14 protein-coding genes are annotated in these 13,753 nt (G+C 60.5%); 5 read left to right on the top strand and 9 right to left on the bottom strand.

Annotation, left to right across the window (positions count from 1 at the left end):
* The first annotated feature begins 57 nt into the window (after window positions 1–57).
* From ACR0B7_RS14880 to ACR0B7_RS14865, 4 genes are all read left to right on the top strand, one after another.
* On the top strand, window positions 58–1,242 hold the full coding sequence (locus ACR0B7_RS14880) for a glycine C-acetyltransferase (protein ID WP_170576854.1): 1,185 nt from the start codon (window positions 58–60) through the stop codon (window positions 1,240–1,242).
* Window positions 1,243–1,256: 14 nt separating this feature from the next.
* Window positions 1,257–2,285: an L-threonine 3-dehydrogenase gene (tdh, locus tag ACR0B7_RS14875; protein WP_170486179.1), complete on the top strand. Its 1,029-nt coding sequence runs from the start codon at window positions 1,257–1,259 to the stop codon at window positions 2,283–2,285.
* Between the two features lie 63 nt (window positions 2,286–2,348).
* The gene (locus ACR0B7_RS14870; protein ID WP_170486106.1) at window positions 2,349–3,230 is read left to right on the top strand and encodes a tryptophan 2,3-dioxygenase; all 882 of its coding nucleotides are present in this window, start codon (window positions 2,349–2,351) and stop codon (window positions 3,228–3,230) included.
* Between the two features lie 3 nt (window positions 3,231–3,233).
* Window positions 3,234–4,061, top strand: coding sequence for an alpha/beta hydrolase (locus tag ACR0B7_RS14865; RefSeq protein WP_170576855.1), 828 nt, complete (start codon window positions 3,234–3,236; stop codon window positions 4,059–4,061).
* Window positions 4,062–4,121: 60 nt separating this feature from the next.
* On the opposite strand, the gene infB is transcribed toward ACR0B7_RS14865, so the two are convergent.
* The 6 genes from infB to pip all read right to left on the bottom strand — a co-directional run bounded on the left by infB (window position 4,122) and on the right by pip (window position 11,402).
* On the bottom strand, window positions 4,122–6,596 hold the full coding sequence (infB, locus tag ACR0B7_RS14860) for a translation initiation factor IF-2 (protein ID WP_170416240.1): 2,475 nt from the start codon (window positions 6,594–6,596) through the stop codon (window positions 4,122–4,124).
* An 8-nt stretch (window positions 6,597–6,604) separates the two neighbouring features.
* Window positions 6,605–7,228 (bottom strand): RNA-binding protein, encoded by a 624-nt coding sequence (locus ACR0B7_RS14855; RefSeq protein ID WP_170486108.1) that lies wholly within the window; start codon window positions 7,226–7,228, stop codon window positions 6,605–6,607.
* Between the two features lie 23 nt (window positions 7,229–7,251).
* Window positions 7,252–8,868, bottom strand: coding sequence for a transcription termination factor NusA (nusA, locus tag ACR0B7_RS14850; RefSeq protein ID WP_480681834.1), 1,617 nt, complete (start codon window positions 8,866–8,868; stop codon window positions 7,252–7,254).
* The gene (gene rimP / locus ACR0B7_RS14845; protein WP_170486109.1) at window positions 8,868–9,458 is read right to left on the bottom strand and encodes a ribosome maturation factor RimP; all 591 of its coding nucleotides are present in this window, start codon (window positions 9,456–9,458) and stop codon (window positions 8,868–8,870) included. The genes nusA and rimP overlap by 1 nt, the downstream gene beginning before the upstream one ends.
* Before the next feature lie 148 nt (window positions 9,459–9,606).
* The gene (locus ACR0B7_RS14840; RefSeq protein ID WP_170486110.1) at window positions 9,607–10,428 is read right to left on the bottom strand and encodes an ABC transporter substrate-binding protein; all 822 of its coding nucleotides are present in this window, start codon (window positions 10,426–10,428) and stop codon (window positions 9,607–9,609) included.
* Window positions 10,425–11,402 (bottom strand): prolyl aminopeptidase, encoded by a 978-nt coding sequence (gene pip, locus ACR0B7_RS14835; protein WP_170567550.1) that lies wholly within the window; start codon window positions 11,400–11,402, stop codon window positions 10,425–10,427. Before pip ends, ACR0B7_RS14840 begins: the two co-directional genes overlap by 4 nt.
* Window positions 11,403–11,450: 48 nt before the next feature.
* Between pip and ubiG the strand changes: the two genes are divergently transcribed.
* Window positions 11,451–12,197: a bifunctional 2-polyprenyl-6-hydroxyphenol methylase/3-demethylubiquinol 3-O-methyltransferase UbiG gene (ubiG, locus tag ACR0B7_RS14830; RefSeq protein ID WP_170388714.1), complete on the top strand. Its 747-nt coding sequence runs from the start codon at window positions 11,451–11,453 to the stop codon at window positions 12,195–12,197.
* Window positions 12,198–12,199: 2 nt separating this feature from the next.
* Here the strand turns inward: ubiG and ACR0B7_RS14825 are convergent, their stop codons facing one another.
* Genes ACR0B7_RS14825 through grxC form a run of 3 tightly spaced genes read right to left on the bottom strand, consistent with a single transcriptional unit; the run spans window position 12,200 to window position 13,744 of the window.
* Window positions 12,200–12,640, bottom strand: a complete 441-nt coding sequence (locus ACR0B7_RS14825; protein ID WP_170353764.1) for a MarR family winged helix-turn-helix transcriptional regulator — start codon at window positions 12,638–12,640, stop codon at window positions 12,200–12,202.
* A 16-nt stretch (window positions 12,641–12,656) separates the two neighbouring features.
* A complete protein-coding gene (locus ACR0B7_RS14820) occupies window positions 12,657–13,487 on the bottom strand; it encodes a carbon-nitrogen hydrolase family protein (RefSeq protein WP_170576856.1) in 831 nt (276 codons plus the stop codon).
* Window positions 13,487–13,744 carry a glutaredoxin 3 gene (gene grxC, locus ACR0B7_RS14815; RefSeq protein ID WP_170388712.1) on the bottom strand — a complete coding sequence of 86 codons (258 nt, stop codon included), beginning with the start codon at window positions 13,742–13,744 and terminating at the stop codon, window positions 13,487–13,489. The genes ACR0B7_RS14820 and grxC overlap by 1 nt, the downstream gene beginning before the upstream one ends.
* Window positions 13,745–13,753: the final 9 nt, after the last annotated feature.

Genomic DNA, 13,753 nt, shown 5'->3' with positions numbered 1-13,753 from the left:
CTATTTGGGAATTTATTCCGCTATGTTAGAAGCGCGACTCAGAGCAAGGAGATCGCCATGGCTGATACGTTCCTGTCCCACATCACGGACACCCTCGCGCAGATCGAAGCGGAAGGTCTGTATAAGCGCGAGCGCATGATCACCTCGCCTCAGGGCGGAGAGATCACGGTAGGCGGCAAACAGGTCATAAACCTGTGCGCCAACAACTATCTTGGCCTGGCCGATCACCCTGCGCTGATCAAAGCGGCCAAGGACGCGATGGAACCCAAGGGCTTTGGCATGGCCTCTGTGCGTTTCATCTGTGGCACACAGGACATACACCGCGAGTTGGAACAAAGGCTGGCGCAGTTTCTGAACAAGGACGACGCGATCCTGTTCGCGGCCTGCTTTGATGCCAACGGAGGGCTGTTTGAACCCTTATTAGGGCCAGAGGACGCCATTATCTCGGACAGCTTGAACCACGCTTCGATCATCGACGGGGTGCGGCTGTGCAAGGCCAAGCGTTACCGGTATCTGAACAACGACATGGCCGACCTTGAAGCCTGGCTGAAACAGGCGCGCGAGGACGGGGCGCGGCATATCATGATCGCAACCGATGGCGTGTTCTCGATGGATGGATATCTGGCGAACCTGCCGAAAATCCGCGAACTGGCTGACAAATACGACGCCATTGTCATGGTCGATGACTGCCATGCCACCGGCTTCATGGGACCGAACGGGGCAGGTACGCCGGATCACTTCGGCGTAGACGTAGACATTTTGACGGGAACTTTGGGCAAGGCACTTGGGGGGGCAATCGGCGGTTATATCGCCGGGCCGCAGCCAGTGATCGACCTGCTGCGGCAGCGGGCGCGGCCCTATCTGTTCTCGAACTCGCTGCCGCCTTCCATTGTTGCTGCTGGTCTCGAAGCGATCCGTCTGGTCGAAGAAGGGGACATGCTGCGCGCCCAACTGTTCGGAAACGCAAAATACTGGCGTGCAGGGTTAGAGAAGTTGGGCTTCGACCTTCTTCCCGGCGAACACCCGATCATCCCTGTGATGCTGGGCGAGGCGACGCTGGCGCAGGAAATGGCAGCGCGGCTGTTTGATGAGAGCGTTTACGTCTCGGGCTTTTTCTTCCCGGTCGTCCCGCGTGGACAAGCACGGATCAGAACGCAGATGAATGCGGCCCTAACACGGGAAGAACTGGATCGCGCTCTGGCGGCTTTTGGCAAGGTTGGCAAAGAGCTGGGAGTGATCTGATGCGACCCAATACGATGAAGGCGCTTGAAAAATCCCGACCCGAGGAAGGTCTTTGGATGGTACGGGCTCCGGTGCCGGAAATCGGCCCGGACGAGGTTTTGATCCGTATTCACAAGACCGGCATCTGCGGGACCGACATTCACATCTGGAATTGGGATGAATGGGCCTCGCATACTGTTCCGGTGCCCATGATCACCGGCCATGAATTTGCCGGAGAAATTGTCGAGCTGGGGCGCAATGTGACCGGGTTGAAAGTTGGTCAGCGCTGCTCGGGCGAAGGTCACCTGATCACCACCGACAGCCGTCAGAGCCGCGCCGGTAAGTTCCATCTGGACCCCGGCACGCGCGGGATCGGGGTGAATGAACAGGGCGCGTTTGCCGAATATCTGAAATTGCCCGCCTTCAACGTTGTCCCCCTGCCCGATGATGTCCCGGACGAGATCGGGGCCATCCTCGATCCGCTGGGCAACGCCGTGCACACCGCACTCAGCTTTGACCTGTTGGGTGAGGACGTATTGATCACCGGCGCTGGTCCCATCGGCATTATGGCTGCGGCGGTCGCTCGCCATGCGGGGGCACGACATGTCGTTGTCACCGACATTAACCCTGACCGTCTGAAACTGGCCGAATATGTCGTGCCGACGGTACGTCCTGTCGATGTCAGCAAGGAAGACTTGCAGGACGTGACAGCGGAACTCGGTATGAAAGAAGGGTTCGACGTCGGGTTGGAGATGTCCGGCTCGCAGGCCGCGCTGGACCAGATGGTTGAAGCTCTGGTCATGGGTGGCAAGATTGCCCTGCTGGGAATTCCCCCGGGGAAATCTCCGGTTGACTGGTCCCGCATCGTGTTCAAAGCCATCACCATCAAAGGGGTCTATGGCCGCGAAATGTTCGAGACGTGGTACAAGATGATCGCAATGCTGCAAAACGGGCTGGACGTTTCCAGGGTCATTACGCATCGGTTTGGCGTTGACGAATTCGCCAAGGGATTTACCGCGATGAAATCCGGCCTGTCAGGAAAGGTTGTTCTGGATTGGACCTAACGCTCTGGAACTGAGCGGGTTTAGCCCCTAAACAGGGTCAGAATCAGGCGTTTGGAGGGGCAAATGGGTGACAAGGACGGCAGGTTTCTAGAGCGGGGTATCGAAGACTCGCTGGTTACCGATTTTGCCGAAACGCATCGCAAGAGCTACGGCGATTTCCTACAGCTCAATACCCTTCTGAACCTTCAGAAAACCTTTCAGGACCCCGCCCAACCCGATGAGATGCTGTTCATTATCATCCATCAGGTCAGTGAGTTGTGGCTGAAGCTGATGCACCACCAACTGGTCGAGGTGCGGCGGTTTCTGCAACAGGACGACTTCGGCCCGGCAATGAAGAACCTCGACCGGGTGAAAGCGATCCAGCGGCAGCTGATAGCGGCGTGGGAAACATTGCTGACCATGACACCCGCCGACTACATGACCTTTCGGCAGGCTCTGGGCAGCTCGTCGGGGTTTCAAAGCTATGGCTACCGCCAAGTCGAGTTCATTCTGGGCAATAAGGATGCCTCGACCCTGAAAGTTCATGAACATGACCCAAAGGTCATGGAGATGCTGAACGCCGCGCTGACAAAGCCTTCGCTCTATGACGAGGTGCTGTTCATGCTGGCGCGTCAGGGGTTCGACGTACCGCAGGACCTGCTGGAACGGGACTTTGCGCAGCCCTATTCCGGCGATGCGCGCGTGGTGAAAGTCTGGGCGCAGGTTTATCGCGACACAGACAGGTATTGGGATCTCTATGCCCTGGCGGAAAAGCTGATGGACGTGGAATCGCTGTTCCAGCGCTGGCGGTTCGATCACGTCACGGCGGTGGAGCGAGTGATCGGCAACCAACCCGGCACCGGAGGCTCCAGCGGCGTGTCGTTCCTGCGCAAAGCCTTGGATTTACGGTTTTTTCATGATCTTTACGATCTGCGAACCGAACTGATGTATTCCGAGCAGGAGTAGATAATGCTGTACCGAGGTTTCACTCAGGAAGAACTGGATCAGGAATACTCTCCCCGGTCGATGATCGGCGGCGATCTTACGCCCTATGTCCAAAGCTGGGCCGCGCTCAGCGCGCAGAACCGGGCGCGGATGGAATGCCATGAGAACCTCTCATACGGTGACAGCCCGACGCAGGTTCTTGATTTCTTTCCGTCGAAAGGGGCTGGCGCACCGCTGCATGTGTTCATTCACGGCGGTTATTGGCAGGCCATCAGTCAGCGCGAATCTGCGATGATGGCCCCGGCGATGATCGAGGCCGAGCACTCTTTCGCGACCCTGAACTACACGCTGGCGCCGGACGCGCGGATTGGCGACATGATCGCCGAGTGCCGAAACGCCTTGCTCTGGCTCGCGTCTCAGGCGTCCGAGCTTGGTTTTGATCCGTCGCGCATAACGCTGTCCGGGCACAGCGCGGGGGGGCATCTGGCCAGTATGGTCATGGCGACTTCGGCGGATGCGTTGGCCCGTGCGGGGCTGCGTGTTCGAGACGTCATCCTGATCAGCGGGATTTTTGATATGGAACCGATCAGCCTGACGCCGGTGAACGATCCGCTGCAACTGACTCCGGTCGAAGTGCATGACCTGTCGCCGATCCTGCATCTGCCCGCCCCCGGCCCGCGCTATCGCGTGACCGTAGGTGAGCGCGACACGCCCGAGTTCATCCGTCAGAGCCGCGACTACGCGGAGTTATTGCGCAAGGGTGGGCATTCGGTAAGTTTCGATCTGCAGAAGGGGGTGCATCATTTCGACATCGTCATGCACCCCGGGACGTTCTTTCCCGCCGGGCACTAGCCCTCAATGAAAAACGGCGACCCAAAGGGCCGCCGTTTTCTGATTCAATGCAATACCGGATCAATCCAGCGTGCGGGTGACTTCCTCGCGCTCGAAGATTTCGATCACGTCGCCCGCGCGGATATCGTCGTAGTTCTCGAACGCCATACCGCATTCCTGACCCGATTGAACCTCGGCCACTTCGTCCTTGAAGCGCTTCAGCGTCTTCAGCGTGCCTTCGTGGATCACCACGTTGTCGCGCAGCAGGCGGACACCTGCGGAACGACGCGCCACGCCTTCGGTGACCAGACAGCCCGCAACCTTGCCGACGCCTGTGACCTTAAAGACTTCGCGGATCTCGGCGTAACCGATGAACTTCTCGCGGATCTCGGCGCTCAGCAGGCCGGATGCGGCGGCTTTCACGTCATCCACGAGGTCATAGATCACCGAGTAATAGCGGATCTCGACACCCTTCTGGTTCGCGGTGTTCCGCGCCGATGCGTTGGCACGGACGTTAAAGCCCATGACCGGTGCGCCTGAGGCTTCGGCAAGGCCGATATCCGTCTCGGTGATCGCGCCCACGCCCGAGTGCAGCACGCGCACGCGCACTTCGTCGTTGCCGATCTTTTCCATCGCCTGAACGATAGCTTCGGCAGACCCCTGCACGTCGGCTTTGACGAGGATCGGCAGCTCAGCCACGTTCTCGTCTTCCTTGGCCTTCTGCATCAACTGCTCAAGGGTGGTCGCGGCACCGGCGGCGGCGCGTTTATCCTTGGCGGCTTGCTCACGATAGGCGGCGATCTCACGGGCTTGCGCTTCGGTCTCGGTCACGTTCAGAACGTCACCCGCTTCGGGCGTGCCATTCAGACCAAGAACCTCGACCGGAACCGAGGGTCCAGCCTCTTTGACGCGGTCGCCCTTGTCGTTGATCAGCGCACGGACCTTACCGTATTGCTCACCCACAACGAAGATATCACCTTGGCGCAGCGTGCCGTTCTGAACCAGAACGGTGGCCACGGGACCGCGGCCCACGTCCAGCTGCGCCTCGATCACGGCACCTTGGGCGGCGCGGTCGGGGTTAGCTTTCAGTTCCAGAATCTCGGCCTGCAGCGCGATGGCTTCCAGCAGTTCGTCCAGACCCTGACCAGTGACGGCCGAGACCTCAACGTCCTGAACCTCACCCGACATCTTCTCGACGATCACTTCATGCTGCAGCAGGTCGGTGCGCACCTTGTCGGGGTTGGCTTCGGGCTTGTCGATCTTGTTGATCGCCACGATCATCGGCACTTCGGCGGCCTTGGCGTGGTTGATGGCTTCGATCGTCTGCGGCATCACCGCGTCGTCAGCGGCCACAACCAGAACCACGATATCCGTGACCTGAGCCCCGCGCGAACGCATCGAGGTAAAGGCCGCGTGGCCCGGTGTATCCAGGAAAGTCAGCGTGGTACCGCCATCGGTTTTCACCTGATAGGCACCGATATGCTGCGTGATGCCACCGGCCTCACCCGCGACAACGCGCGCATCGCGAATCGCATCCAGCAGCGAGGTTTTACCGTGGTCAACGTGACCCATGATGGTGATGACCGGCGGACGCGGCTGCAGATCGTCATCGCTGTCTTCGACCTCTTTGATGACGTCTTCAACATCCGAATCAGAGACACGGGTGACCTTGTGGCCAAATTCTTCGATGATCAGCTCGGCAGTGTCGGCGTCGATGGTCTGGTTCTGCGTGACCATCATGCCCATCTGCATCAGCGATTTGACAACATCTGCCACACGCTCGGCCATACGGTTGGCCAATTCCGAGACCATGATCGCCTCGGGCAACTGTACGTCGCGGATCACCTTTTCCCGCTCGACCGGTGCACCCATGGCTTTCTGGCGCGCCCGCTCCTGCTTGCGCTTCATCGACGCCATCGAGCGTTGACGGTTGCCTTCACCGCCTGTGGCCTGACCCAGTGTCAGCTTGCCAGAGCGACGGTTGTCATCACGACCCTTGCCGCGACCACGCTGTTCGCGCTCGCGGTCCTGCTTGCGCGGAGCGGCAGCAGGCGCGGGCTTGCTGGCCGGGCTGCGCGCGGCTTTGGGTTCTTCGGGCGCGGGGGCAGCAGCAGCGCGTTTGGCAGCTTCTTCAGCCTCTTTGCGCTTGCGTTCTTCAGCCTCGGCCTTGGCGCGGGCGCGTTCTTCGGCCTCACGCTGTTCGCGTTCCTTGGCTTCCTGCTCGGCACGGCGGCGGGCGCGTTCTTCTTCACGCGCCTTTTCCTGTGCTTCACGGGCAGCGGCTTCTTCGGCCTCACGTGCCTTGGCTGCCTGCAGCGCCTTCATCCGGCGTGCCATTTCCGCGTCGGAAATCCCGGCAGGGCGACGCGATGGATCACCCGAAGGCGTTGCACCGCCACCCGGCTTTCCGGCACCCGGCTTGGGGACCACCACGCGTTTGCGTTTGGTTTCCACCACGACATTCTTGGTGCGTCCGTGGCTGAAACTTTGTTTCACATTTCCGGGGCGTGCCCCGCCACGAAGACCCAATGTCTTTTTGCCGTCACTATCGCTCATAAAGCTTCTTACCCTTCCGAGCGGCCCTTGCCGCCGTCATCCGTTTCGCGCAAGCCACGCAGGCGCTGCGCTTCCTCTACAACACGTTTGGCGAGTCCGCCAGAGGCCAGCGCCGCATGAATCACGGTTTGGCGCCCAAATGCCGCCCCCAACTCATCTGCAGTCAGCCAACCGATGTATTTTCCGAAGTGCGGCGTGCTGAGTTTCGACTTGCCGCGCCCCGATCCATCAGAGGCCTGAATCAGCACCTGAGCCTCTTCCCGGTCCAGCCACGTCTTGACCTTTTCATATCCCGCGACTGCGTCGCCGGACTTGCGCGCCAGGCTGATCAGCTCGATCACCCGCCGCGCGACTTGCTTTTCGACCTCATCGGCCAGGTCCGCCTGCGCCGTTACTTGCGCCTTGAACCCGCGCGAGAACAGCTTTTTGCCAACGGCCTTATTCAGCGCGGCCCGATCCGCCGCCACATAGACCCCGCGCCCCGGCAATTTCGCCGCAACATCGGGAAAGACCTGAGCGTCCGGCCCCATCACAAAGCGGATCAGCCCGTATTTGGGCTGAACCTCGCCCGTGGCGATGCACTTGCGTTCGGGTCCGTCCGACCGATCCTTATGGACGCCACCGCGACCCATTCAAGTCTCCCGAGGCCCTGAGATCAGGCCTCGGCCTCCTCATCAGTTTCGCCTTCGATCTCTTCTTCGGCCTGCTCAAGTTCTGCCGGATCAACCCAGCCCAACATGATGCGGGCGGTCATGACCAGATCCTGCGCCTCTTCCAGAGACACGCCGAAAGGCTCAAGCACACCGTCATCCTTGATGCGCTCGCCGTCGACCGTGGTCCAGCCACCGGCCAGTTCCCAGTCGGCGCAGGTGGCGAAGTCTTCCAGAGTCTTCACGTCATCCTTGGCCAGCGCCTCTACCATCTGGTGTGTCAGACCCTCGAATTCAATAAGGCTGTCCTCGGCACCCAGGGCACGGGCACTATCCAGCGCAGCCTTGGCCTGTGCTTCCAGGAATTCACGCGCACGGGTTTGCAACTCTTGCGCAGTGCCTTCGTCAACACCGTCGATCACCAGCAGCTCGTCGATCTCGACATAGGCGACTTCTTCGAGGTTGGTGAATCCTTCGGACACCAGCAACTGTGCAAAGAATTCGTCCAGATCCAAGCTGTCCATGAACAGCTGGGTACGGGCTTCAAATTCTTTCTGACGACGCGCCGATTCTTCGGCTTCGGTCATGATGTCGATGTCCAGACCGGTCAGCTGGCTGGCCAGACGCACGTTCTGACCGCGGCGACCGATGGCGAGGCTCAACTGCTCCTCGGGCACAACCACTTCGATCTTGCCAGCTTCTTCGTCCAGAACCACCTTGGAGACCTCGGCAGGTTGCAAGGCGTTCACAAGGAAGGTCGGCTGATCTTCGTTCCACGGGATGATGTCGATTTTCTCGCCCTGCAGCTCGTTCACAACGGCCTGCACGCGGCTGCCGCGCATACCAACACAGGCACCGACCGGATCAATCGAGCCGTCATACGAGATTACAGCGATCTTGGCGCGCGAACCGGGGTCGCGGGCCACAGCCTTGACCTCGATGATGCCGTCATAGATTTCCGGCACTTCCATCTTGAACAGTTCGGCCATGAATTCCGGCGCGGTGCGCGACAGGAAAATCTGGTGACCACGAACCTCGCGGCGGACTTCCTTGATGTACGCACGCACACGGTCATTCGGGCGATAGCTTTCGCGGCCGATCTTGTCGTTGCGGCGCAGAACGGCTTCGGCACCGCCCAGGTCGACGATGACATTGCCGAATTCCTCGCGCTTGACCGCACCGTTGATGATGGTGCCTGCGCGATCCTTGAATTCTTCGTACTGACGATCGCGCTCGGCCTCGCGGACCTTCTGCAGGATCACCTGCTTGGCCGATTGTGCAGCAATACGACCCATTTCAACCGGCGGGACTTCTTCAACGAAGACGTCGCCGACCTCAGGGTTTTCCATATACTGCTTGGCCTGCTCGACGGTGAACTCAGCCTGATAGTTCTCAAGCTCCTCATCCTCGACCACGGTGCGCACGCGGGTAAAGGTCGCCTTACCAGTCTTGCGGTCGATGGAAACACGAATGTCCATCTCGGCTCCGTAGCGGCTCTTGGCGGCACGGGCGAGCGATTCTTCCATCGCTTCGACAACCAGACCGGGGTCGATCATCTTTTCGCGGGCCACGGCCTCGGCGGTCTGCAGCAGCTCCAGCTGGTTGGCTGAGGTGATTGCCATCAGTTCGTCTCCTCTTCGGACCCTTCGGTCTCAATCTCGTCGAAAGCGTTTTCGTTCAGGGCACCGGCGTCTTTACGCTGGCGCAGCATTTCCTTGATCAGGTCGTCGGTCAGAACCAGCTTGGCATCGCTCAGCCAATCGAATTGCAGACCGATGGTGATCGTCTCGGACCCTTCGGGGATGTTGATCAGAACCTCGTCCCCTTCGATCCCCGCCAGCTCACCCTTAAAGCGGCGGCGACCGTCGATCAGTTCGGCGGTCTCGATCTTGGCCTCATACCCTTCAAAGGCCTCAAAGTCCTTGAGACGGGTCAGAGGGCGGTCGATGCCGGGGCTGGAAACCTCAAGCGTATAGGCGTCAAGGATCGGATCCTCGACATCCAGCGTTGCGCTGACCGCGTTGGAAATCTCGGCGCAGTCATCCACTTCGATGCCGCCATCGGGCTTGTCTGCCATGATCTGCAGCGTGGTCTGCTTGCCGCTCATCAGGCGAATGCGGACCAGCTCATACCCCAGATCCTCGATCACGGGGGTAATGATCTCGGCCAGTCGCCGGTCAATGGCTGCCTTGGCTATCAGGTCGTTTGTCATTTAGGTTCTCTACCCTTCATCCGGGCACAAAAAAACGGGCGCGCGGCCCGTCGAATTTTCCGGTGGAGCTTTGAACCAGAAGTCCAACGCGCCGCTGTTGGAGATGCATATACGCAGGGTTTCCCGAGTCTGCAACCCCCAGCAGGAATTAAGCCAGCCACCACCGTTCGGCGATGCGGCCATCGTCCAGCGCACGCGCTTGTCCGACCTGAACCGGCATTCCGACACGAGCGGCCACGGCCAGCGCCATATCCGTCTCACTTGGGAAAAAGCGCAAACCGCGTTGCCCCCGCAGATCGTCTTGCGCGGGCAGTGCGGCAACGTCCACATAGCCGTCTCGCAAAGCCTCAGCCCGGACGCGCGCGTCGGGGATCACGATGACCTCCAGCGCATCAACCCAACCCGCCTGGCCGCTTTTGTAGTGACCCACGACTTTGCGTCCCAAAAAATGACGCCCATCTTCGGCGCGTTCGACCCGATAACATCCGGTGCCGTTGGCCGCGTGCAATGGCGTTACGTCCTGACCATTGCGCGTAATGACAAATCGACTGTCTGCCAGCAGAAACGGCAGGCCCGGATTGGCGTCTGCCAGCTCCAGCCGCAAGGACGAGGGCGAGGTGGCCTCAACGCGCCCAGCCTGCTCCAGCACAGCAAGAACGTCGGTAACGTCCAACGGAGCCTCATCATGGAACAGAACACCGGGGCGCAGATCGAAATGCCAGACCCGCGCGTCCGCATCGGTTTTCCAGCCTGTCGCCAACTCGGGGCGCAACGTGCCATCCGGCGCAATCTCGGTCAGCGTGTCGAACACCGCACCACGCGCCACCTGTTCAAGGCTTTCGTCCCGAGGCACGGCCAACCGCAGCGTTCCACCGGTTTTTGGCGTGTTGGCCAATGATGCGCCCGTGGCCGCCAGCAATGCGGCGGCGGCACCCGAAGCGAACAAAGCACGACGGTCGAGCCGGGTCATGCCACACCCTCCGCGACGCGGTCCATGATACGGACCAGCTCGGCGCTGATGCCCGGCTCGGACAAGGCGTGCCCGGCCTGCCGGACCATCTTCAACTCGGCGTTTGGCCAGCGTTCGGCCAAAGACCACGCGGCCTGCGGCGGGCAGATCATGTCATAGCGCCCCTGCACGATATGGCCGGGGATATGGGCAATCCGCTCCATCTGGTCCAGAATCTGCCCGTCCTTTTCAAGAAACGCACCGTGGGAAAAATAGTGATTCTCAAGCCGCGCAAACGCACGTGCATATTCGCCGGGGCTTTCGCCCGTGGAACCATGCGAATGTATAGACGCCAGAGCGTTCTCCCAACTGGACCAAGCGCGGGCATACAGGATTTCCGTCGCCCGATCACCCGAGAAAAGGCGTTTGTGATAGGCGCCGATCGTGTCCGACAGCTCGTCCTCAGCCAGCAGTGCCGTAAACTTCGCCCATTGCTCGGGCCAGAACTTGCCCGCGCCGCCGCCATAGAACCAGTCCAGCTCGGCCTGCGTCGCCAGAAACACGCCGCGCAGCACCAGCCGGTTCACCCGATCGGGATGCGCCTGCGCATAGACCAGCGCCAAGGTCGCGCCCCAGCTACCGCCAAACACCGTCCAGTCGTCGATATCCAGCAGGGTCCGCAGGCGTTCGATGTCGTCCACCAGATCCCACGTCGTGTTATCCACCACCGAGGCATGAGGCCGCGACCGCCCACACCCGCGCTGATCAAACAGAATCACCCGGAATACACGCGGATCGAAATAACGCCGCATGGCCGGGCTGCATCCTCCGCCCGGGCCGCCATGCAGAACCACAACAGGCAACCCGTCGGGATTACCGCATTGTTCCATGTAAATACGGTGCCCGTCACCCACATCGACCATGCGCTGATCGAACGGGTCAATCGGCGGGTACAGATATTGAACTGCGCGCTTTTGGTCCGGGTACTTATCCATTAGGGCCCTATATAGTCTTTAAACGTAAAAGAGCACACGGAGACAGGAATGCAAGCGCATCCGAACACGGTGGACCCGTCAGAGATCGCAAAATTCGAGGCGATGGCTGCGGAATGGTGGGATCCCCATGGGAAATTCAAACCCCTGCACATGCTGAATCCGTGCCGTCTGGACTATATCACACAGCAGATCGCGGGCGAATTCGACCGCGATCTGAAGGCTGCAAAACCGTTCGACGGCCTGCGCCTGCTGGATATCGGCTGCGGCGGCGGACTACTGAGCGAACCGATGGCGCGATTGGGCGCGACGGTCGTGGGGGCCGACGCCGCCGAGGGCAACCTGCCCGTCGCCCGCATCCATGCCGAGCAATCGGGGCTGGACATCGACTACCGCCACACCACAGCCGAGGCCATGGCCGCCGCGGGCGAACAATTCGACGTGGTGCTGAACATGGAGGTGGTCGAACACGTGGCCGACCCGTTGGGGTTCCTGACCGCCTCGCAACAACTGCTGAAACCGGGCGGGTTGCTGATCTGCTCGACCATCAACCGCAACCCTAAGTCCTATGCGATGGCCATTTTCGGGGCCGAGGTCGTCATGCGCTGGCTGCCACGCGGCACGCATGAGTGGAACAAGTTCATCACCCCCGACGAACTGTTCGACCTGCTGCGCCAGGCCGGGCTGGACCCCGTGGACCGGAAGGGATTTGTGTTCAACCCCGTGCTGTGGAGCTGGTCGATCTCAGACCGAGACCTGAGCGTGAATTACGTGACGGCGAGTGTGAAGCCGGGGTGAGGCTACTCCCCCTCCAACTGCAAGCGCAAATCCCGCAGTACGGGCAGCGTGCTGCGGACGCGCTCCAAACCCAACTCTCCGACAACGCGGTTGATCAGCGGGGCAATCGAGGAAATCGCCTGATCGCGCGCGCGGCGTCCAGCGGGGCTGATGGCGACCATCTTGCGGCGGGCGTCGTCCCAGTCGGGTCGGATGTGGATGTATCCGGCCCATTCCAGCTTGGCCAACGTGTTGGTCATTGCGCCTCGGGTCACGTGAAAAGTGCTGGCCAGTTGCGCTGGCGTGCGTTCATCCCCCACGAACACCAGATGATTCAGAACCGAGAAGTGTGAGATTTCCATGCCCTTGGGCAGCACCCGGCTGAGCCGGTTGCGCAATAGCTGGTCGGCGGTCAGGATCTCGCTGAACAGCGTGACCGCAAGGGCATTGGTATCGTCCGTCATTGGGTCCGGCTCTGGATCAGGGGCCGTCAAAAGCCCGCAGGTGCGTCAATGAGGGCACGCGGCGGCGCGCCTCTGACACAGAACTATCATCCAGATCGAAAATGTGAATGCCCGGATCGGTGCCTGCGTCGATGACGACCTCTCCCCACGGGGCCACGACCATGCTGTGACCGTAGGTGTACCGCGTTCTGCCACGGGTTGTGGGGTGTTCTCCGGTTTGCGCCGGAGCCAGCACCCAAGCGCCGTTCTCAATCGCCCGGGCACGCAACAGCGATTCCCAGTGCGCAGCCCCGGTAACCGGGGAAAACGCCGCCGGAACCGTCAGGATACGCGCACCGGCCTGAGCCAGCGCTGCATAGAGATGGGGAAAGCGGACATCATAACACACGGTCAGGCCAACTTTGCCGAATTCTGTCTCGGCAATCACGGCCCGGTCGCCGGGGCGGTAATTCTTGGATTCCCGAAAGGACTCGGCTTCCGTGACCTGCACGTCAAACATATGAATCTTGTCATACCGCGTCACGATCTGTCCTTGCGGGTCGATCATGAACGAGCGATTGGCAAAACGACCGTCCGCGTCTTGGGTTTTGATCGCCAGCGAGCCGATCAGCAGCCACACATTCAACGCTTTCGCGTGATTGCGCAGCCCGGCAAGCGTCAGGTCTTCTTCTTCATGCTGCAAAACTTCGCGCTGCCGCGTTGTCGAGGTCGACACGCAGTTCGTCACCTCGGGGGTGAGGATGAACTGCGCGCCCCGTTCCGCCGCCTCGGTCATTAGGGCGCGCACCATACCCAGATTCGCGGCCGGATCGTCCGACGAAGTGATCTGCAGCAGAGCAGTCTTCATTACGCTGCCAGCAGGCGGTCCAGCTTGCCCTGACGCTCCAGCTCATAAAGATCGTCGCAGCCGCCTACATGCTGCGATCCGATAAATATCTGCGGTACAGTGCGTTTGCCGCCGGCGCGCTCGATCATTTCGGGTTTGCGCTTGGGATGCATCAGCACGTCGACCTCACTGAATTCGACGCCTTTCTGTTTCAGCAGACGTTTGGCCGCGTGGCAAAAGCCGCATAGCGGCGAAGTGTAGATTTCTACCGGTTTCATAATTCGTCC

The organism is Ruegeria sp. BB6 (assembly GCF_056539385.1).
The sequence above is the reverse complement of the archived record's forward strand: the minus strand, read 5'-3'. Positions and strand labels throughout refer to the sequence as shown.